A 13,550-nucleotide genomic window follows, 5' to 3' on the forward strand; every position below is an offset into this window, starting at 1 on the left:
GTTTCTCAGTAAAGGTCAATGGGCCAGCTGATCAGGTGGCTGGGCGCGATGCGCGGCCGCAGATCAGCCAAAACGGAGGCCACCTTATCTGCCTGATCGAAGAATTCAAGCACCAAAGGCAAATCCAGGGATAAATCGATCAGGCCAGAGCCGTGCAGCTTGCCCGAGGGGCCGAAGCCCGCGCTGCCGCGAAACACCGTCAGTCCGCTGAGGGTCTCTTGATCGTGCAGCAGGTCGATCAACTCTTGCAGCCGGCCGTCCCGTTCCGACAGGTAGATGCGCACCAGGGTGCCCTGGGTCATAGCTGCCTCCCGAGTAAGAGACCGAGCCAGGCGGCCAGCAGGCACAGCAGGACGCTGAGCAGCACATTCAGCGCCGCCTTGAAATAGGCCGCCTGTTCGATCAGATTGTAGGTTTCCAGGGAAAAGGTGGAAAAGGTGGTAAAGGCCCCAAGCAGGCCAATCAGCAGGGCGGCGCGCAGCTCGGGGGCGGCGGCGAAGCGTTCGGTAAGCAGCACGAAGAGCAGGCCCATGAGCAGGGAGCCGAGCAGGTTCACCGCCAGGGTGCCGTAGGGGAAGCCACGGCCGAGCAGTTGATAGACGCCGTTGGACACCCAGAAACGCAACAGCGCGCCCAGGGCACCTCCGGCGGCAATGGCGAGGGTTTGCTGCAACCAGGGCCTCTTCTCGATCGATCTGCCTTGGCTACTCAAAAGCGCAGCGAGGCGCGGGCGAAGTAGTGCGGGTCCGGGTCCAGCCCGGCGGCCTCGTCGCTGAGGATGTTCTCCACGGAGAACTGTAGGTTGAGCATCTTCGCCGGGCTCTCCCAGCTGGCCTTGAGCGCCAGGTCCCAGCCCGCCGCCAAGTAATCTTGGTTGCGCTCGTCCTCGAAGCGTTCGCTACGGTAGGTGGCGCTGGCACCCAGCAGCCAGCGCTGCGGCAGGCTCCAGTGGCTGGACAGGCGCGCCTTGAACTCGGGCACGAAGGGGATCATGAAGCCGGCCAGGCGCCCGGTCTGTTCGGCATCGCTGTAGATCAGGTCCAGGGCGATGGACTGGCGTTCGTTGAGGATGGCGTTGAAGTTCAGCCCCAGGCTGCTGACCTTGCCAGCGGCGAAGCTGGGGGTTTCCTCGTAGGGATCGGGGGCGGCGAAGAAGTCATACTTGTTCTGCAGCTGTTGCAGGTCTTCCAGATTCAGATCCAGGGTATAGCTGGACTCGGCAAAGCTGAGATTATCGATCTCCTCGTGATCGGCATAGAGGCGCAGGAAGGCATTGGGCGACAGCTGGCGGTCATACTGGGCGCGCAGGCGCTGGTACTCGCCACCGGCGCTGACCAGGCGGTCATTGACGCTGATACCCAGGGTATCGACGGGGCTTAGGCTGTTGACGCTGGCCGGGCGACGCCATTGCTGGCCCACCAGGGTCAGGCTCTGCGCCTCGTCCATGCGGTAGCGCAAGCCCAGGCGGGGGTTGAGCTCATCCAGTTCCCGCTCCAGTTGGTTGGCAAACACCGTTGGTTGGCCATAGATGCTGGCCAGATAAAAGCCGTCGTCCTGTTGCAACCGGGTGCGCTGCCAGAACAGATCGGCCTGCAGGCTCAGCCGGGGCGTGGGCTGCCCCAGCCAGGAGACATAGAGATCGCGGGATTCCAGGTGGCGCTCCTGCCCGATGAGCAAAAATTCGCTGGGGTAGAGCACCTGCAACAGGGTTGGCTTGTCTTGCTCTGAGTATTCATAGCCCCAGGTCAGGCTGTGACCCTCGCCCAGCTGGAAGCTGTGGCGCAACTGCCTGTCCTTCTGCTCCACCTCAGCGAGGTAGTACATGTCCCCCTGCAGCGGCGAGATGCTGAGATAGGCCGAGCCCAGCAGGTCACTGCTCTCCTTGCCCTTGCCCGCCTTCAGCCAGAGCTGGTTCTTTGGGCCAAACTGGTAGCTCAGACCCAGGGCCTGCTGGTCGTTCTCCACGCCCACCCGGCTGTCCTGAAATTCCGCCGAATCCACATCGGCATCGATCTGGGTGTGGGTCTTGAAGGCAAACAGGCCCAGGTATTCGGTCAGCTTGCTGCCCAGGCCCAGAGTGAGGTTGTCGCCATCGCCGGTGCTGGTACCGTCCACCGATTCGGCATCCGCCAGGGTGCCGCTGACAAAATAGGCCAGGGGCAGCGGATTGATCAGATAGCCGTTGAGGGCCAGCTCGCCGGAGTGATGACGCCAGTCGGTCTTCTGGTAGTTGTAGTCCAGGCGGCCATAGTGGCCCGGGGTGAGCACCAGGTGGCTGAAGCGGTTGGAGGCGCCGAATACCGTCGGATCGGTGAGAAAACCCTGGAACAGCTCGCTGTTCTTGTTGAACAGGCCAATGTGGCGGTCGGCCATGAACAGGTGGCTGCCGGCCCAGAACGGCGAGTAGGACTGCACCGCCATCTGGTTGGCCCAGGTCTCCAGGCCGAAGTCCGCCAGGGCGCTGCCCAGGTTGGCGCTGCCCTTCTGATCATTGGCCAGCTGGTTGATGGATTTGAGGTTGGGCATCAGCGTCAGCGCCTTCTGCGCCGAGCGCACCGCCGGGACGTATTCCAGGGCATCGCCCTGCACCCGGCTGCGCATCAGATAGGGCAGCGGATCCTTGTCATCCTGCTGCGAGGCCTGCTCGAAGGCCTCCAGGGCACGGTCACGCTCACCCAGCTGGTAGAAGGCGACACCGGAGTAGAACCAGCCCCGGGCATAGTCCGGCTCGATGATACCGGCCTTGAGGAAGGACTCCAGCGCCTGCTTCGGCCGCCCCTGCTTGAGACGCAACATGCCCTGGCCGGTGAGGGCGATGAAGTCGTCCGGCTGGGTCTGCAGCAGCTCATCGAACAGGCGCTCGGCCTGGCGCAGATTGCCGGAGCGGGTCTCCAGGGTGCCCAGCTCCGCCTTGGGGCTGGTGAATTCCTCATCCAGGCCCACCGCATGGCGCAGCAGACGACGGGCGCGGCGGCTGTCCTCCAGCTCGGATTCGATTACCCCCAGCCCGAGCCAGCCGCGCGGGTTGTCCGGGTAGTGCTGGGCCACCTGGCCGTAGGCGGCGCGGGCCGGTTTCTCCTCACCCTCGAACAGGGCCAGCTCGCCCTGCAACAGCAGCAGCTCGGGGTGCAGGGGATGGACCTCCAGGGCCTTGGCCAGCAGGTCGCGCAGGGCCTCGCGCTGGTCCTTGAGCAGCAGGGCATGGCCGATGAGGGCGCTGGCAAAGGGGTCGCCCCGACCGCCAGCGGCCTGGGCGCGTAGCAGACCAATGGCCCGGTCCAGCTCACCCTGATAGATGGCGATGTCCGCCAGCAGGCGGGCCGCCGCCCGGTCACGCCGGGCCGACTGGCGCAGGCGCTGTAGCGCCAGGGCATAGTCTTGCTGTTCGATCAGCTGGATCAGGTTGGTCAGGCGCTGGCGCTCGGGTGCGCTCAGCCAGCGCCCCGGCTCGGGCCGCCAGGCGGTGACCCACTGCACCCGGTCGCGGGGGTTGGTCAGGTGAAACTTTACCGGTGCCTTGCCGCGCTCTACCCTGGCCGCCTCACCGGAGCCGACGCTGAGCTGGCCCTGCTCGCTGGCGATATCCACCAGGCCAGATAGCACCACCAGCTGGGTGTCGCCCTGGGCGTCCACATCCACCATCCAGACGGTGCCGCGAATGGACAGGGTGGCGGTGGGGGTTTCCATGCTCAGGGGCGGCATCTCGGCATCATTGCGCGCCGAGACCTGCTGCCCCGCCTTGGCCTTGACCGGCCGGGCATGGCTCCAGGCGCGGCCCTGGTGCAGCTTGACCTGGGTCTGGGTCCACTGCTCGGCATCGGCCACCGTCTTGATCTGCATCATGCTGTTCTGATTCAGCCGCAGCTGGCTGCGATCCGCCAGCAGCACCCCCATCTCACTAGCGGCAAAGGTCTTGACGTATCCCCCCGCCTGCACGGTCTGGTTGATCTTGGCCTTCTGCCAGCGTGCCTCGGGCTCTTTCTTTGCCCCCTTGCCGCTCAGGGTGACGATCTGCGCCTCACTGGCCGCAAACAGAGGCGGGCCCAGCCCGAGAAGGCCCAGCGCGAGCGCAACTAACAAAGTGACTTTCAACGAATTCATTGGTATTCCCCCCTGCCTCGGAACATTGCACACAACCTGCGGGGCAATGTCTAGCACAAATCCAACTATTTCATGGCGCAGCGGGCAAGGGACGGCTTGAATTGACGTCCTTGGGTTTTCAACTCGGCGTTCTCCGCACTCCTTTGCGTCCTCTGCGTCCCTCTTGAGTTCTGTCATTTCCGGCGCAGTAGAGATATCCCAAATTCGACAGCCCCCTTGGGGCTGGGTAAGATCGGCCGCTTTGAAGCCATAGCCAGGCCCAAAACCATGACAGAAGTCGAAGAGATCCTGAAAGACAGCCAATGCAGCCTGAGTGAAAACTATGCCGCCCAGGTGCTGGGTGACAGCATGGAGCCTGAGTTTCCCGATCAATGCGTGGTCATCATCCACCCCACCGATCGGGCCTACAACGGGGCCTACATCTTTGCCGAGGTGGAGGGCGTGCGCTGGTTTCGCCAATACCAGCGCGATGCCGAGGGCGAGCGCCTAGTGGCCCTCAACGACCTCTATCCGGAGATCTATCTGGATGATCTGCAATGGCAGGTGCTCGGCGTGGTGGTGCAGCGCAATATCCGGCGCAAGGTCAAACACTACCACCCCAGCAGCACAGACCAAGGCCTCGCCGTACCCCTGAACCTGTAGTGGCCCTTGGCTTTATTCCAGATCTAGCAGCAAGGGGGGGCTGACTTCATCAAAGCGCAGTAGGCGCTGGCCTTGATGATCGGCCATGAACGCCTCGGCATCCTCCTGGCTTTGCAGGGGGATGAGTTCCTTGCCCATGGGGCCCAGTACATCCGATCCGATCACATACCAGGCCTGGCGGGCGTCGATGCGGTTCAGGCTGTAGTAGTCGGTAACGCCTATGGCCTGGATCTCCTCGGCCCTGTGTCCGGGTGCCCATTTGGCCAGATCAAACAGATACTTGAACATATCCTTGGCGCCATCAAAGTGATGCGCGTGGCCATCGCGGTAGAGTACGGTGGCAATCCATTCCGGATACTTGGTGACGAACATGCCGCACACCGGGCAGGTGTCCTTGGGGCCGGGTGCGGGCAGGGTTAGAGGTTCGCTCCAGACCGATAGGGGGGTGAGCAGCAGACAAAGCAGTATTAGGGCGGCCCTGGTCATATTCATCAGCCCGCCTTTGGTTGCGCCTTTTCCTGCATCTTGCGCCGCCGCTCGGCGCGCATCTTGCGGATGCGCTGGCTGTCCTTGGCCATGTCCAGATAGGCCTGGGTCAGGGCCTGATCGAAGTTGACCAGGGTGCCGCCCTGGGCCGCCATGGCCGCTTGGGCGGCGTCCAGCGAGGCGAAGGCCTTCTTGCTGTTGGCGGTCATGGTGCCCTTGAGCTTGGAGCCCACGAGGTAATGGGTGCCATCCACCAGCGCCAGGGGCTTGATCGCCGCGCTGCTGCCAAAATCGGCGGCGTAGATGGCCTTGGGGCCACGGTCCATGTTGAGGGAGAGGCTGATGGCCAGGCAGTGGAGGGAGCAGACGCCGTCCACCAGGTCATCGTCGTATTGCACCAGATGACGGCTGTGGTGGTATTCGGCGCGGTCCATGCCGCAATAGGGGCACTTGGGGTATTTTCTCAGATCATCCTGCAGCGGGTTGGCGTCCGGCGCGGTCTTGGGTATGAATTGCAAGGGGGTGCCATCGCCCTCGCAGACCTGGCCGCTGGACTCCAGCCAGCCCTTGCCGGGCAGCAGGGCACCCGGGCCCGCCTGCGCCCAGCCGGCAATGCCCAGCAGGCCTGTGCCACCCAATAGCTTCAAGAGATCGCGGCGTGTGCCCAAAATCGCTTTACCCATGAATCTGTACTCCACTGATGATTGATTTCCCCTATTCTCTGACCAGTTTTTTCCGGGGACAAGCAAAATCCAACGCCAGCGGGGTAGCGGGCCAGGCGGTTGAGTGATTTCACTCAGGCCTTGAGCGGCCAGCCGACAGGCCCCCCTGGGTGTCAGGTCCTGCGCCAGCGCCCCGGGCTTCCGGGGCGGGGTCTGCCACAGGGCCGAGGCCAAAGCTTGCAGTGAAATCTGGCAAAGTCGGCGTAGAATAGCCCCTGCACACTCACAGCCTCAGGAGCCCAGCATGAGCCGCAAACAACGCATCAGCCAACGCCTCAGCGAACAACTGGAGCCGGTCTATCTGGAGGTCAATGAAGAGACTCAGATGCACAATGTTCCCGCCGATGCCGAGTCCCACTTCCGCGTGGTGGTGGTCAGCAGCCGGTTTGAGGGCCTGACCCCGGTGGCGCGCCAGCGCCTGGTCAATCAGCTGGTGGCGGATGAGTTCGCCAACGGCATGCACGCCTTTTCTGTCTATACCTGGACGCCCCAGCAGTGGGTGGAGAAGGGCGGTCAGGCACCCAGTTCACCGCCCTGTCTGGGTGGCTCGAAGGAGAAGCGCTGATGAAGCTGAACAACCCTATGCAACACGCCCGCCGCCGCTCAACCGGGCCTCTTGGCGGCCTGCTGCTGATCCTGTGCCTGCTGCTCGGCCTGCCCCTGCAGGCCGCCCAGCCGCCGGGTCAGGCCATAGCCACCGCCCATCCCCTGGCCACCCGAGCCGGGGTGGCCATGCTGCGCCAGGGCGGCAATGCCTTTGACGCGGCGGTGAGCGTGGCCGCCGTGCTGGCGGTGGTGGAGCCCTATGGCTCCGGCCTGGGCGGCGGCGGCTTCTGGCTGCTGCACCGCGCCGCCGACGGCCATGAGACCCTGCTCGACGGGCGCGAGACGGCGCCCCTGCAGGCCCGCGCCGAGCTCTATCTGGACGCCCAGGGCCATGCCGACCCCGAGTTGTCCCTCAACGGCCCCCTGGCCGCCGCCATCCCCGGCGTACCCGCAGCACTGGAAAGACTGGCCCGCGATTACGGCAAGCTGCCCCTGAGCGCCAGCCTGGCCCCGGCCATCCGCCTGGCCCGCGAGGGCTTTGTGGTGGACCAGAGCCTGCGCCACTACATCCAGATGCGGCGCGAGGTGCTGGCCCGCTCGCCGGCCACCGCCAGTATCTTTCTCATCGACGGCGAGGCCCCGCCCCTGGGCAGCAGCATCCGCCAGCCGGACCTGGCCCGCAGCCTGGAGCTCATCGCCGAGCAGGGGGCCGATGCCTTCTATCGCGGCGAGCTGGCCCAGCGGTTGGTGGAGGGAGTGCGCGGCGCCGGTGGTATCTGGCAGCAGGCGGACCTGAGCCGCTACCAGCTGGTGGAGCGCGAGCCCCTGCGTGGCGAGTTCCTGGGCATGCGGATCAGCGCCGCGCCGCCGCCCTCCTCCGGTGGTGCCACCCTGATCCAGGCGCTGAACCTGATGGAGCAGATACCCGAGCAACTGGACGACGAGGTCGGCCGCATCCATTGGCTGACCGAATCCCTGCGCCGCGCCTACCGCGACCGCGCCGAGTTCCTGGGTGACGCCGACTTTGTCGAGATCCCCCTGGATCGCCTGCTCAGCAAGGACCGCGCCCGCCAGCTGGCGGCCGACATCGACCCGCTCCGGGCCAGCGCCAGCGCCGATCTGCCGCCGATCCCGCCGGATCAGTCGAAGAAGGGGACCAAGGGCGAGGACACCAGCCACTACTCCATCATCGACGCCGAGGGCAACCGGGTGGCGGCTACCCTGAGCATCAACACCCCCTTTGGCTCCGGCTTCATGGTACCCGGTACCGGCATACTGCTGAACAACCAGATGGACGACTTTGCCATTCAGCCCGGCAGCCCCAATGCCTATGGCCTGGTCGGCGCCCAGGCCAATGCCCTGGCCCCTGGCAAGCGGCCGCTATCGAGCATGGCGCCGACCTTTCTGGAGACCGCAAACGGCTTGGCCATCCTCGGCACCCCCGGCGGCAGCCGCATCATCAGCATGGTGCTGCTGACCAGCCTGGGCCACTACGGCGGTGCCAGCGCCGGTGAACTGGTGGCGCGGCCGCGCTTTCATCACCAATACCTGCCGGACCAACTGCTGCATGAGCCCGATGTCTTCCGCCCAGAGCTGGCCCAGCGCCTGACCGCCATGGGCCATCGACTGCAGCCCAGCAGTGGCGGCAAGGACGGCAACGGCCGCTACGGCAACATGCAGCTGGTGCTCTGGCGCAAGGACCAAAACCGGCTGGAGGCCGCCAGCGACCCCCGTGGCATCGGTTGCTCCTGGGTGGAAACAGAGGATAAATGACAGAGGACAGCGGCATAGGGCCATGCCCGCCGCCACGCCCAGCGAGGGCACGGCGGCCACGGGCCGCCCTATGCGATTGGCCGAGGTTTGTACTTAGGCCGCTAGAAACAAGACAGCAGACGAAGACAAATGACAGGCCATAGCATTTTTACAAGGCCCGGGTCTTGCCCGGCGTAGGCCAAATCTGGGTGGATGCCGATGCCTGCCCCAAGGTGATCAAGGAAATCCTCTACCGGGCCGCGCAGCGCCGCCAGTTGCCCCTGACCCTGGTGGCCAATCAGGCCTTGCAGACGCCGCGCTCGCCCTATATCCGCAGCCTGCAGGTGGCCCAGGGCTTTGATGTGGCCGATCACGCCATCGTAGAGCGCATCGCTGCAGGCGATCTGCTGATCACCGCCGACATCCCCCTGGCCGCCGACGCCATCGCCAAGGGTGCCCTGGCCCTGAGCCCCCGTGGCGAGCTGTTCACCCCGGACAACATCCGTCAGCGATTGAATATGCGCGACTTCATGGACAGCCTGCGCGGCAGCGGCATAGACACCGGCGGCCCGCCCGCCTTCAGCCCGACCGACAACAAGGCCTTCGCCGATCAGCTCGACCGGCTGCTGAACAGATGACAAGGGGCAGGGGACAGCGTCTTGCGTCCCGCACTATGGCTTGGCATGGGGCGAGCCAGCGGTGCCGGGTTGGGCCTAATCCTGGGGCAGGTGCTGGCGCAGCCAGTCCTCGATCCAATGCTTGGACTGGGCGCTGGAGAAGCGGGCGACTTCCTCGCCCTTGACGAACAGGATCACCGTGGGAAAGCCGCGCACCCGGTAATGCCCGGCCAGCTTCATGTTCTCGCCCTCGTCCACCTCCAGCTTGGCCAGTTTGACCCGGCCTTTGAAATCGGCCATTACCCGCTCCAGGGTCGGTGCCAGGGCGATGCAGGGGCTGCACCAATCGGCCCAAAAGTCCACCATCACCGGGATCTGGTGCGAGGCCTCGATCACCTGAGCGGGAAAATCCGCCAGATGCACATCAAAGATATCGGGGTTGGAGCTTTTCATCGGCAGCGGTCCACATTATTCTGAGGTCGTGAATTCTAAACCCAGCGCCGCCAGAACCAAAAAGGACGCAGAGCACGCGAAGAAGCGCAGAGATCACAGAGGCATTTTTTGCCGAATTGCTATTCCAACTCTGCGACCTCCGCGCTCCTCTGCGTGCTCTGCGTCCCAACTACATCACGACAGGACTCCCAATGACCGCTTTCCCCACAGCCCGCTACCCCGCCACCCGATTGCGCCGTATGCGTCGGGATGACTTCTCCCGCCGCCTGATGCGCGAGACCCACCTGACCCCGGACGATCTGATCTACCCCCTGTTTGTGCTGGAGGGTAGCGGCCAGCGCGAGCCGGTGGCCTCCATGCCCGGCGTTGAGCGCCTGAGCATCGACCTGCTGGTCAAGGAGGCGCGTGAGATCCAGGCCCTGGGCATCCCGGCCCTGGCGCTGTTTCCGGTCACCCCGGCCAGCGCCAAGAGCGAGGACGCCCGCGAGGCCTTCAATGCCGATGGTCTGGCCCAGCGTGCCGTGCGGGCGATCAAGGACGCGGTGCCGGGGCTTGGGGTGATCACTGACGTCGCCCTCGACCCCTTCACCAGCCACGGCCAGGACGGCCTGATCGACGCCAGCGGCTATGTGCTCAACGACGAAACCGTCGCGGTGCTGGTTAGGCAGGCCCTGTCCCATGCCGCCGCCGGGGCCGATGTGGTTGCCCCGTCGGACATGATGGACGGGCGCATCGGCCAGATCCGCCAGGCCCTGGAGGCCGAGGGGCATATCCACACCCGCATCCTCGCCTACTCGGCCAAGTACGCCAGCAGCTACTACGGCCCCTTCCGCGATGCCGTCGGCTCCGCCGGCAACCTGGGCAGCGGCAACAAATACAGCTACCAGCAAGACCCGGCCAACAGCGACGAGGCCCTGCGTGAAGTCGCCCTGGACCTGCAAGAGGGTGCCGACATGGTCATGGTCAAGCCCGGCATGCCCTATCTGGACGTGGTGCGGCGGGTGAAGGAAACCTTCGGCGCGCCCACCTACGTCTATCAGGTCAGCGGCGAATACGCCATGCACCTGGCTGCGGCGCAAAACGGCTGGCTCGACGAGCGCGCAGTGGCACTGGAGTCCCTGCTGTGCATCAAACGCGCCGGTGCCGACGGCATCCTCAGCTACTTCGCCAAAAAGGCGGCGCAGTGGTTGGCGGAATAATTCAGGACACAGGAGTTAGGCCGAAGCAGGTGGCCAGGGCAGTACAAAATGGCTTTACTGGGATTAAGGGAACAGGGGTAAGGGTTCCTGGCAGAGTTGCAGTCGGCAGGGGCTGCCGATCTCGATGCGATGGTGGCTGGGCATCAGCGAGAGCAGGGTTTCACCGGAGGCCAGGCGTAGGCTGTAGAGGTATTCGGCACCACGGAAGGCGCGTTTGCTGACTTCGGCCTCGATCTGGCCCTGTTCGCTCAGGCGCACATCGTCGGGACGCAAGAGCAGACGCACCGGGCCACTGTAGCCCCTCGGGTTGGCGACGCGCAGGGGACCGAGCGGTGAATCTGCCCAGTCGCTGCCATCGGCCTGACCACAGATGAGCACCCCTTCGCCGATGAAGTTGGCGACAAAGGGGCTGGCGGGGTTATGGTAGAGCTGATGGCTGTCCGCCCATTGCTGCCTACCGAAAAGCAGAAAAAAGCGGAATAAGGCCAAGGGGAGCCATTGCTGGTCGGCAGTCGCTACCCGAGGCATGGTGTGAGCCAGGCCAGGAGCGATCCCAATTCGACAGGCTGCCAGATGCCCGTCGGGTTGGGTGCCAGGGAGCAGGATACGGCAGGTCGCTGGAGATGGCGAATCGATCAGCAAGGAGGCCATCAAGTCCCCAGATTACGCATTTCAGGCTGCGCTATGTTACAGTTGTGTGACATTTATGTGACATTTCGCCAAGCGCGCAGCTGCTCTCTCCCCCGGTACGGCATTCCTGTTCACGGCCAGCGGGGCCAGACCCCCCCGCTGGCCTGCCCGGTTTGCCGGTGGCTGGCTTCGGGCTTTGCCGGTTTGCTGCGGGCCTCTGTGCCATGGGGACTCTCAGCATGCTTCAAAAGATCTTTTTGCCGACCATCTTTCTCACCCTGGCCTATGGGTTTTGGCTGAGCCCGGATTTCAAGGAGATCTCCGCTGGCGTGGCGATCTTTCTGTTTGGCATGCTCTCGCTGGAGGAGGGGTTTCGTAGTTTCACGGGTGGTCTGCTTGAGCGCATCCTCAAGCGCGCCACGTCGAATCTTTGGAAGAGCCTCGGTTTCGGTGTTCTTTCCACGACCCTGATGCAGTCAAGCTCCTTGGTTTCGGTCATTACCATCTCCTTTCTCAGCGCCGGGCTGATCACCTTGGCCGCTGGGGTCGGCATCATTTTTGGTGCCAATCTGGGTACTACCACGGGTGCCTGGCTGGTTGCCGGGCTTGGTCTGAAGGTGAAGATCTCCGCCTATGCCATGCCCATGCTGGTGTTCGGCGTCATCCTTGTTTTCCAGAAGTCAAAGGCCCTCAAGGGCATCGGCTACATCCTCTCCGGCCTGGGCTTCCTGTTCCTCGGCATTCACCACATGAAGGAGGGCTTTGAGGCCTTCAAGGACACCATAGATTTGGCGCAGTTTGCCGTTACCGGTGTGCAGGGGCTGCTGCTGTTCACCGGCATTGGCGTTTTTGCCACTGTGGTGATGCAGTCGAGCCACGCCACCTTGGTGCTGATCATCACCGCTCTGGCCGCCAGTCAGATCACCTACGAGAATGCCTTGGCCCTGGCGATTGGCGCCAACATCGGTACGACCATCACGGCGATCATCGGCTCGCTTAGCGCCAATGCTCAGGGTAAGCGCCTGGCCCTGGCGCACCTGATCTTCAACGCCATTACCGGGCTGATTGCCATCCTGTTTATGCAGCAGATGGTCGTTGCGGTGGAGTGGGCCAGCGGTCAGGTGGGTATAGCCCAGGATGACTACACCCTGAAGCTGGCGGTATTCCACAGCCTGTTCAATCTGGTTGGCATCCTGGTCATGCTGCCCTTCACCAGCCGACTGGTGCGTTTTCTTGAGCATGCGATCCACTTTGTTCGCGTCGAGGTGGATCGGCCCAAGCATCTGACCGACTCGGCCGCTGAATTCCCCGATACCGCGGTACGGGCAGTGCGTCAAGAGACCGAGCATGTGTTCGATAATGCCCACGGTATTATCATCCATACCCTGGGCTTTCGCCGTAACGAGGTCGAGGGCGATGCCGATCTGCTCGCCCTCGCCGGTGCCCAGAAGCACCTGTCAAAACTGGATGTGGATGCCGCCTATGCACGCAGCATCAAGAGCCTCTATGGTGCTATCATCACCTTCATAAGCCGGGTCAGCTTCAGTTGGGATCAGGAGCAGTCCGGCGCCTTGCACCACCTGCGCGTAGCCAATCAGCAGTTGGTCGAGTCGATCAAGGACGTGAAGCATTTGCAGAAAAACCTGCTGCATTATATCAATGGCAGCAATCTGCCCATGCGGCGGGCCTATGATCGGCTGCGGGTGGAGATCGTCGAAATCATCCGCGGGTTGCAGAGACTCCAGGCCAGTGAGGATCTGGATGGCACCCTGCTTGATCTGGATGCCATCAAGGTGGAATTGCGCGACAAGAAGCACGAATTCAACGACACCTTGGGTGAATTGATTCGTTCTGAGCGTATCAGCCCGGAGATGGCCTCATCGCTGATGAATGATACCGCCTATTTTTACGATATTGGCTCGGGGCTGATCAATGCCGCCGAGAGCCTGCTGGTCTCGCCTGACCCGGAAACGACCAAGAGCGCTCGCAGCATGACCCTGGACGAGGATCAGCTGAGTGAGTTGGTCGGCTGATTCCACCCAAAGCGGCCACCTTTGACACCAACCCTGAGAACGGAAAGAGGCCAATGACTGCAAAAAAAATGTTCAAACAGCTGGGTTTGTTGTTCGACATGAGAAAGCGCGAACTCTGCAAACGGCGTAGCGAGGTGAAAAAGCTGCTCAAGCAATTGCGCAAGAAAGAGCGTGACCTGATCGATAAACTCAAGGAGGAAAAAAACGACAAAAAAAAGGAGAAGTGGAAGAAGCACATCCGTGTGATCCATGCCCAGCGACTCAAGGGCATCAAGAACCTGAAGAAGATGGACTGCGGTTGATTTTACGCCGTGGCGCGCAATCTGGAGGGCCTTTGATTACAGTTTGATGATATTTTTGCTACAGATT

The 13,550-nt window shown here is 63.2% G+C and carries 14 protein-coding genes; 7 read left to right on the forward strand and 7 right to left on the reverse strand.

The features are described 5' to 3' along the window. Positions 1–5: 5 nt before the first annotated feature. The 3 genes from D5125_10620 to D5125_10630 are packed head-to-tail and all read right to left on the reverse strand — an operon-like array spanning position 6 to position 4,080. On the reverse strand, positions 6–302 hold the full coding sequence (locus D5125_10620; protein QFY89910.1) for a DUF190 domain-containing protein: 297 nt from the start codon (positions 300–302) through the stop codon (positions 6–8). Continuing rightward, complete coding sequence (gene crcB, locus D5125_10625; GenBank protein ID QFY89911.1) at positions 299–673, reverse strand: fluoride efflux transporter CrcB; 375 nt, start codon at positions 671–673, stop codon at positions 299–301. Before crcB ends, D5125_10620 begins: the two co-directional genes overlap by 4 nt. Positions 674–708: 35 nt before the next feature. Then, a complete protein-coding gene (locus D5125_10630) occupies positions 709–4,080 on the reverse strand; it encodes a tetratricopeptide repeat protein (protein QFY89912.2) in 3,372 nt (1,123 codons plus the stop codon). 288 nt (positions 4,081–4,368) lie between these two features. Between D5125_10630 and D5125_10635 the strand changes: the two genes are divergently transcribed. Further along, positions 4,369–4,743: a S24 family peptidase gene (locus D5125_10635; protein ID QFY91122.1), complete on the forward strand. Its 375-nt coding sequence runs from the start codon at positions 4,369–4,371 to the stop codon at positions 4,741–4,743. Positions 4,744–4,755: 12 nt separating this feature from the next. On the opposite strand, the gene D5125_10640 is transcribed toward D5125_10635, so the two are convergent. Together D5125_10640 and D5125_10645 are read right to left on the reverse strand one after the other, a co-directional pair. Next, positions 4,756–5,229, reverse strand: a complete 474-nt coding sequence (locus D5125_10640) for a nitrous oxide reductase accessory protein NosL (protein QFY91123.1) — start codon at positions 5,227–5,229, stop codon at positions 4,756–4,758. A gap of 5 nt (positions 5,230–5,234) precedes the next feature. Next, positions 5,235–5,912 carry a nitrous oxide reductase accessory protein NosL gene (locus D5125_10645; protein QFY89913.1) on the reverse strand — a complete coding sequence of 226 codons (678 nt, stop codon included), beginning with the start codon at positions 5,910–5,912 and terminating at the stop codon, positions 5,235–5,237. Positions 5,913–6,195: 283 nt separating this feature from the next. Here D5125_10645 and D5125_10650 point away from each other — a divergent pair, with 283 nt between their 5' ends. From D5125_10650 to D5125_10660, 3 genes are all read left to right on the forward strand, one after another. After that, complete coding sequence (locus tag D5125_10650; GenBank protein ID QFY89914.1) at positions 6,196–6,516, forward strand: BolA family transcriptional regulator; 321 nt, start codon at positions 6,196–6,198, stop codon at positions 6,514–6,516. Positions 6,517–6,533: 17 nt separating this feature from the next. Then, positions 6,534–8,270: a gamma-glutamyltransferase gene (gene ggt, locus D5125_10655; GenBank protein ID QFY91124.1), complete on the forward strand. Its 1,737-nt coding sequence runs from the start codon at positions 6,534–6,536 to the stop codon at positions 8,268–8,270. A 164-nt stretch (positions 8,271–8,434) separates the two neighbouring features. Beyond that, a complete protein-coding gene (locus D5125_10660; protein ID QFY89915.1) occupies positions 8,435–8,887 on the forward strand; it encodes a YaiI/YqxD family protein in 453 nt (150 codons plus the stop codon). 75 nt (positions 8,888–8,962) lie between these two features. Here the strand turns inward: D5125_10660 and D5125_10665 are convergent, their stop codons facing one another. Continuing rightward, a complete protein-coding gene (locus tag D5125_10665; protein ID QFY89916.1) occupies positions 8,963–9,319 on the reverse strand; it encodes a thioredoxin fold domain-containing protein in 357 nt (118 codons plus the stop codon). A 191-nt stretch (positions 9,320–9,510) separates the two neighbouring features. Between D5125_10665 and hemB the strand changes: the two genes are divergently transcribed. Continuing rightward, the gene (gene hemB, locus D5125_10670) at positions 9,511–10,518 is read left to right on the forward strand and encodes a porphobilinogen synthase (protein ID QFY89917.1); all 1,008 of its coding nucleotides are present in this window, start codon (positions 9,511–9,513) and stop codon (positions 10,516–10,518) included. Between the two features lie 63 nt (positions 10,519–10,581). Here hemB and D5125_10675 read toward each other — a convergent pair whose 3' ends face one another. Next, a complete protein-coding gene (locus tag D5125_10675; protein ID QFY89918.2) occupies positions 10,582–11,046 on the reverse strand; it encodes a TOBE domain-containing protein in 465 nt (154 codons plus the stop codon). A gap of 341 nt (positions 11,047–11,387) precedes the next feature. Here D5125_10675 and D5125_10680 point away from each other — a divergent pair, with 341 nt between their 5' ends. Continuing rightward, a complete protein-coding gene (locus D5125_10680; protein QFY89919.1) occupies positions 11,388–13,181 on the forward strand; it encodes a Na/Pi cotransporter family protein in 1,794 nt (597 codons plus the stop codon). 53 nt (positions 13,182–13,234) lie between these two features. Then, entirely contained in the window at positions 13,235–13,483 is a 249-nt protein-coding gene (locus D5125_10685; protein ID QFY89920.2) for a hypothetical protein, read from the forward strand. The last annotated feature ends 67 nt before the right edge of the window (positions 13,484–13,550 follow it).

The sequence above is a fragment of the gamma proteobacterium SS-5 genome (genome assembly GCA_009497875.2).
GTDB classification, from domain to species: Bacteria; Pseudomonadota; Gammaproteobacteria; order Chromatiales; family Chromatiaceae; genus Magnetovirga; species Magnetovirga frankeli.

Bases quoted from the DNA above. Each gene is read 5' to 3' on its own strand.
- D5125_10620 (QFY89910.1), bottom strand. From the start codon at position 302: ATGACCCAGGGCACCCTGGTGCGCATCTACCTGTCGGAACGGGACGGC.
- D5125_10635 (QFY91122.1), top strand. From the start codon at position 4,369: ATGACAGAAGTCGAAGAGATCCTGAAAGACAGCCAATGCAGCCTGAGT.
- D5125_10640 (QFY91123.1), bottom strand. From the start codon at position 5,229: ATGACCAGGGCCGCCCTAATACTGCTTTGTCTGCTGCTCACCCCCCTA.
- D5125_10645 (QFY89913.1), bottom strand. From the start codon at position 5,912: ATGGGTAAAGCGATTTTGGGCACACGCCGCGATCTCTTGAAGCTATTG.
- D5125_10650 (QFY89914.1), top strand. From the start codon at position 6,196: ATGAGCCGCAAACAACGCATCAGCCAACGCCTCAGCGAACAACTGGAG.
- ggt (QFY91124.1), top strand. From the start codon at position 6,534: ATGCAACACGCCCGCCGCCGCTCAACCGGGCCTCTTGGCGGCCTGCTG.
- D5125_10665 (QFY89916.1), bottom strand. From the start codon at position 9,319: ATGAAAAGCTCCAACCCCGATATCTTTGATGTGCATCTGGCGGATTTT.
- hemB (QFY89917.1), top strand. From the start codon at position 9,511: ATGACCGCTTTCCCCACAGCCCGCTACCCCGCCACCCGATTGCGCCGT.
- D5125_10675 (QFY89918.2), bottom strand. From the start codon at position 11,046: ATGCCTCGGGTAGCGACTGCCGACCAGCAATGGCTCCCCTTGGCCTTA.
- D5125_10680 (QFY89919.1), top strand. From the start codon at position 11,388: ATGCTTCAAAAGATCTTTTTGCCGACCATCTTTCTCACCCTGGCCTAT.
- D5125_10685 (QFY89920.2), top strand. From the start codon at position 13,235: ATGACTGCAAAAAAAATGTTCAAACAGCTGGGTTTGTTGTTCGACATG.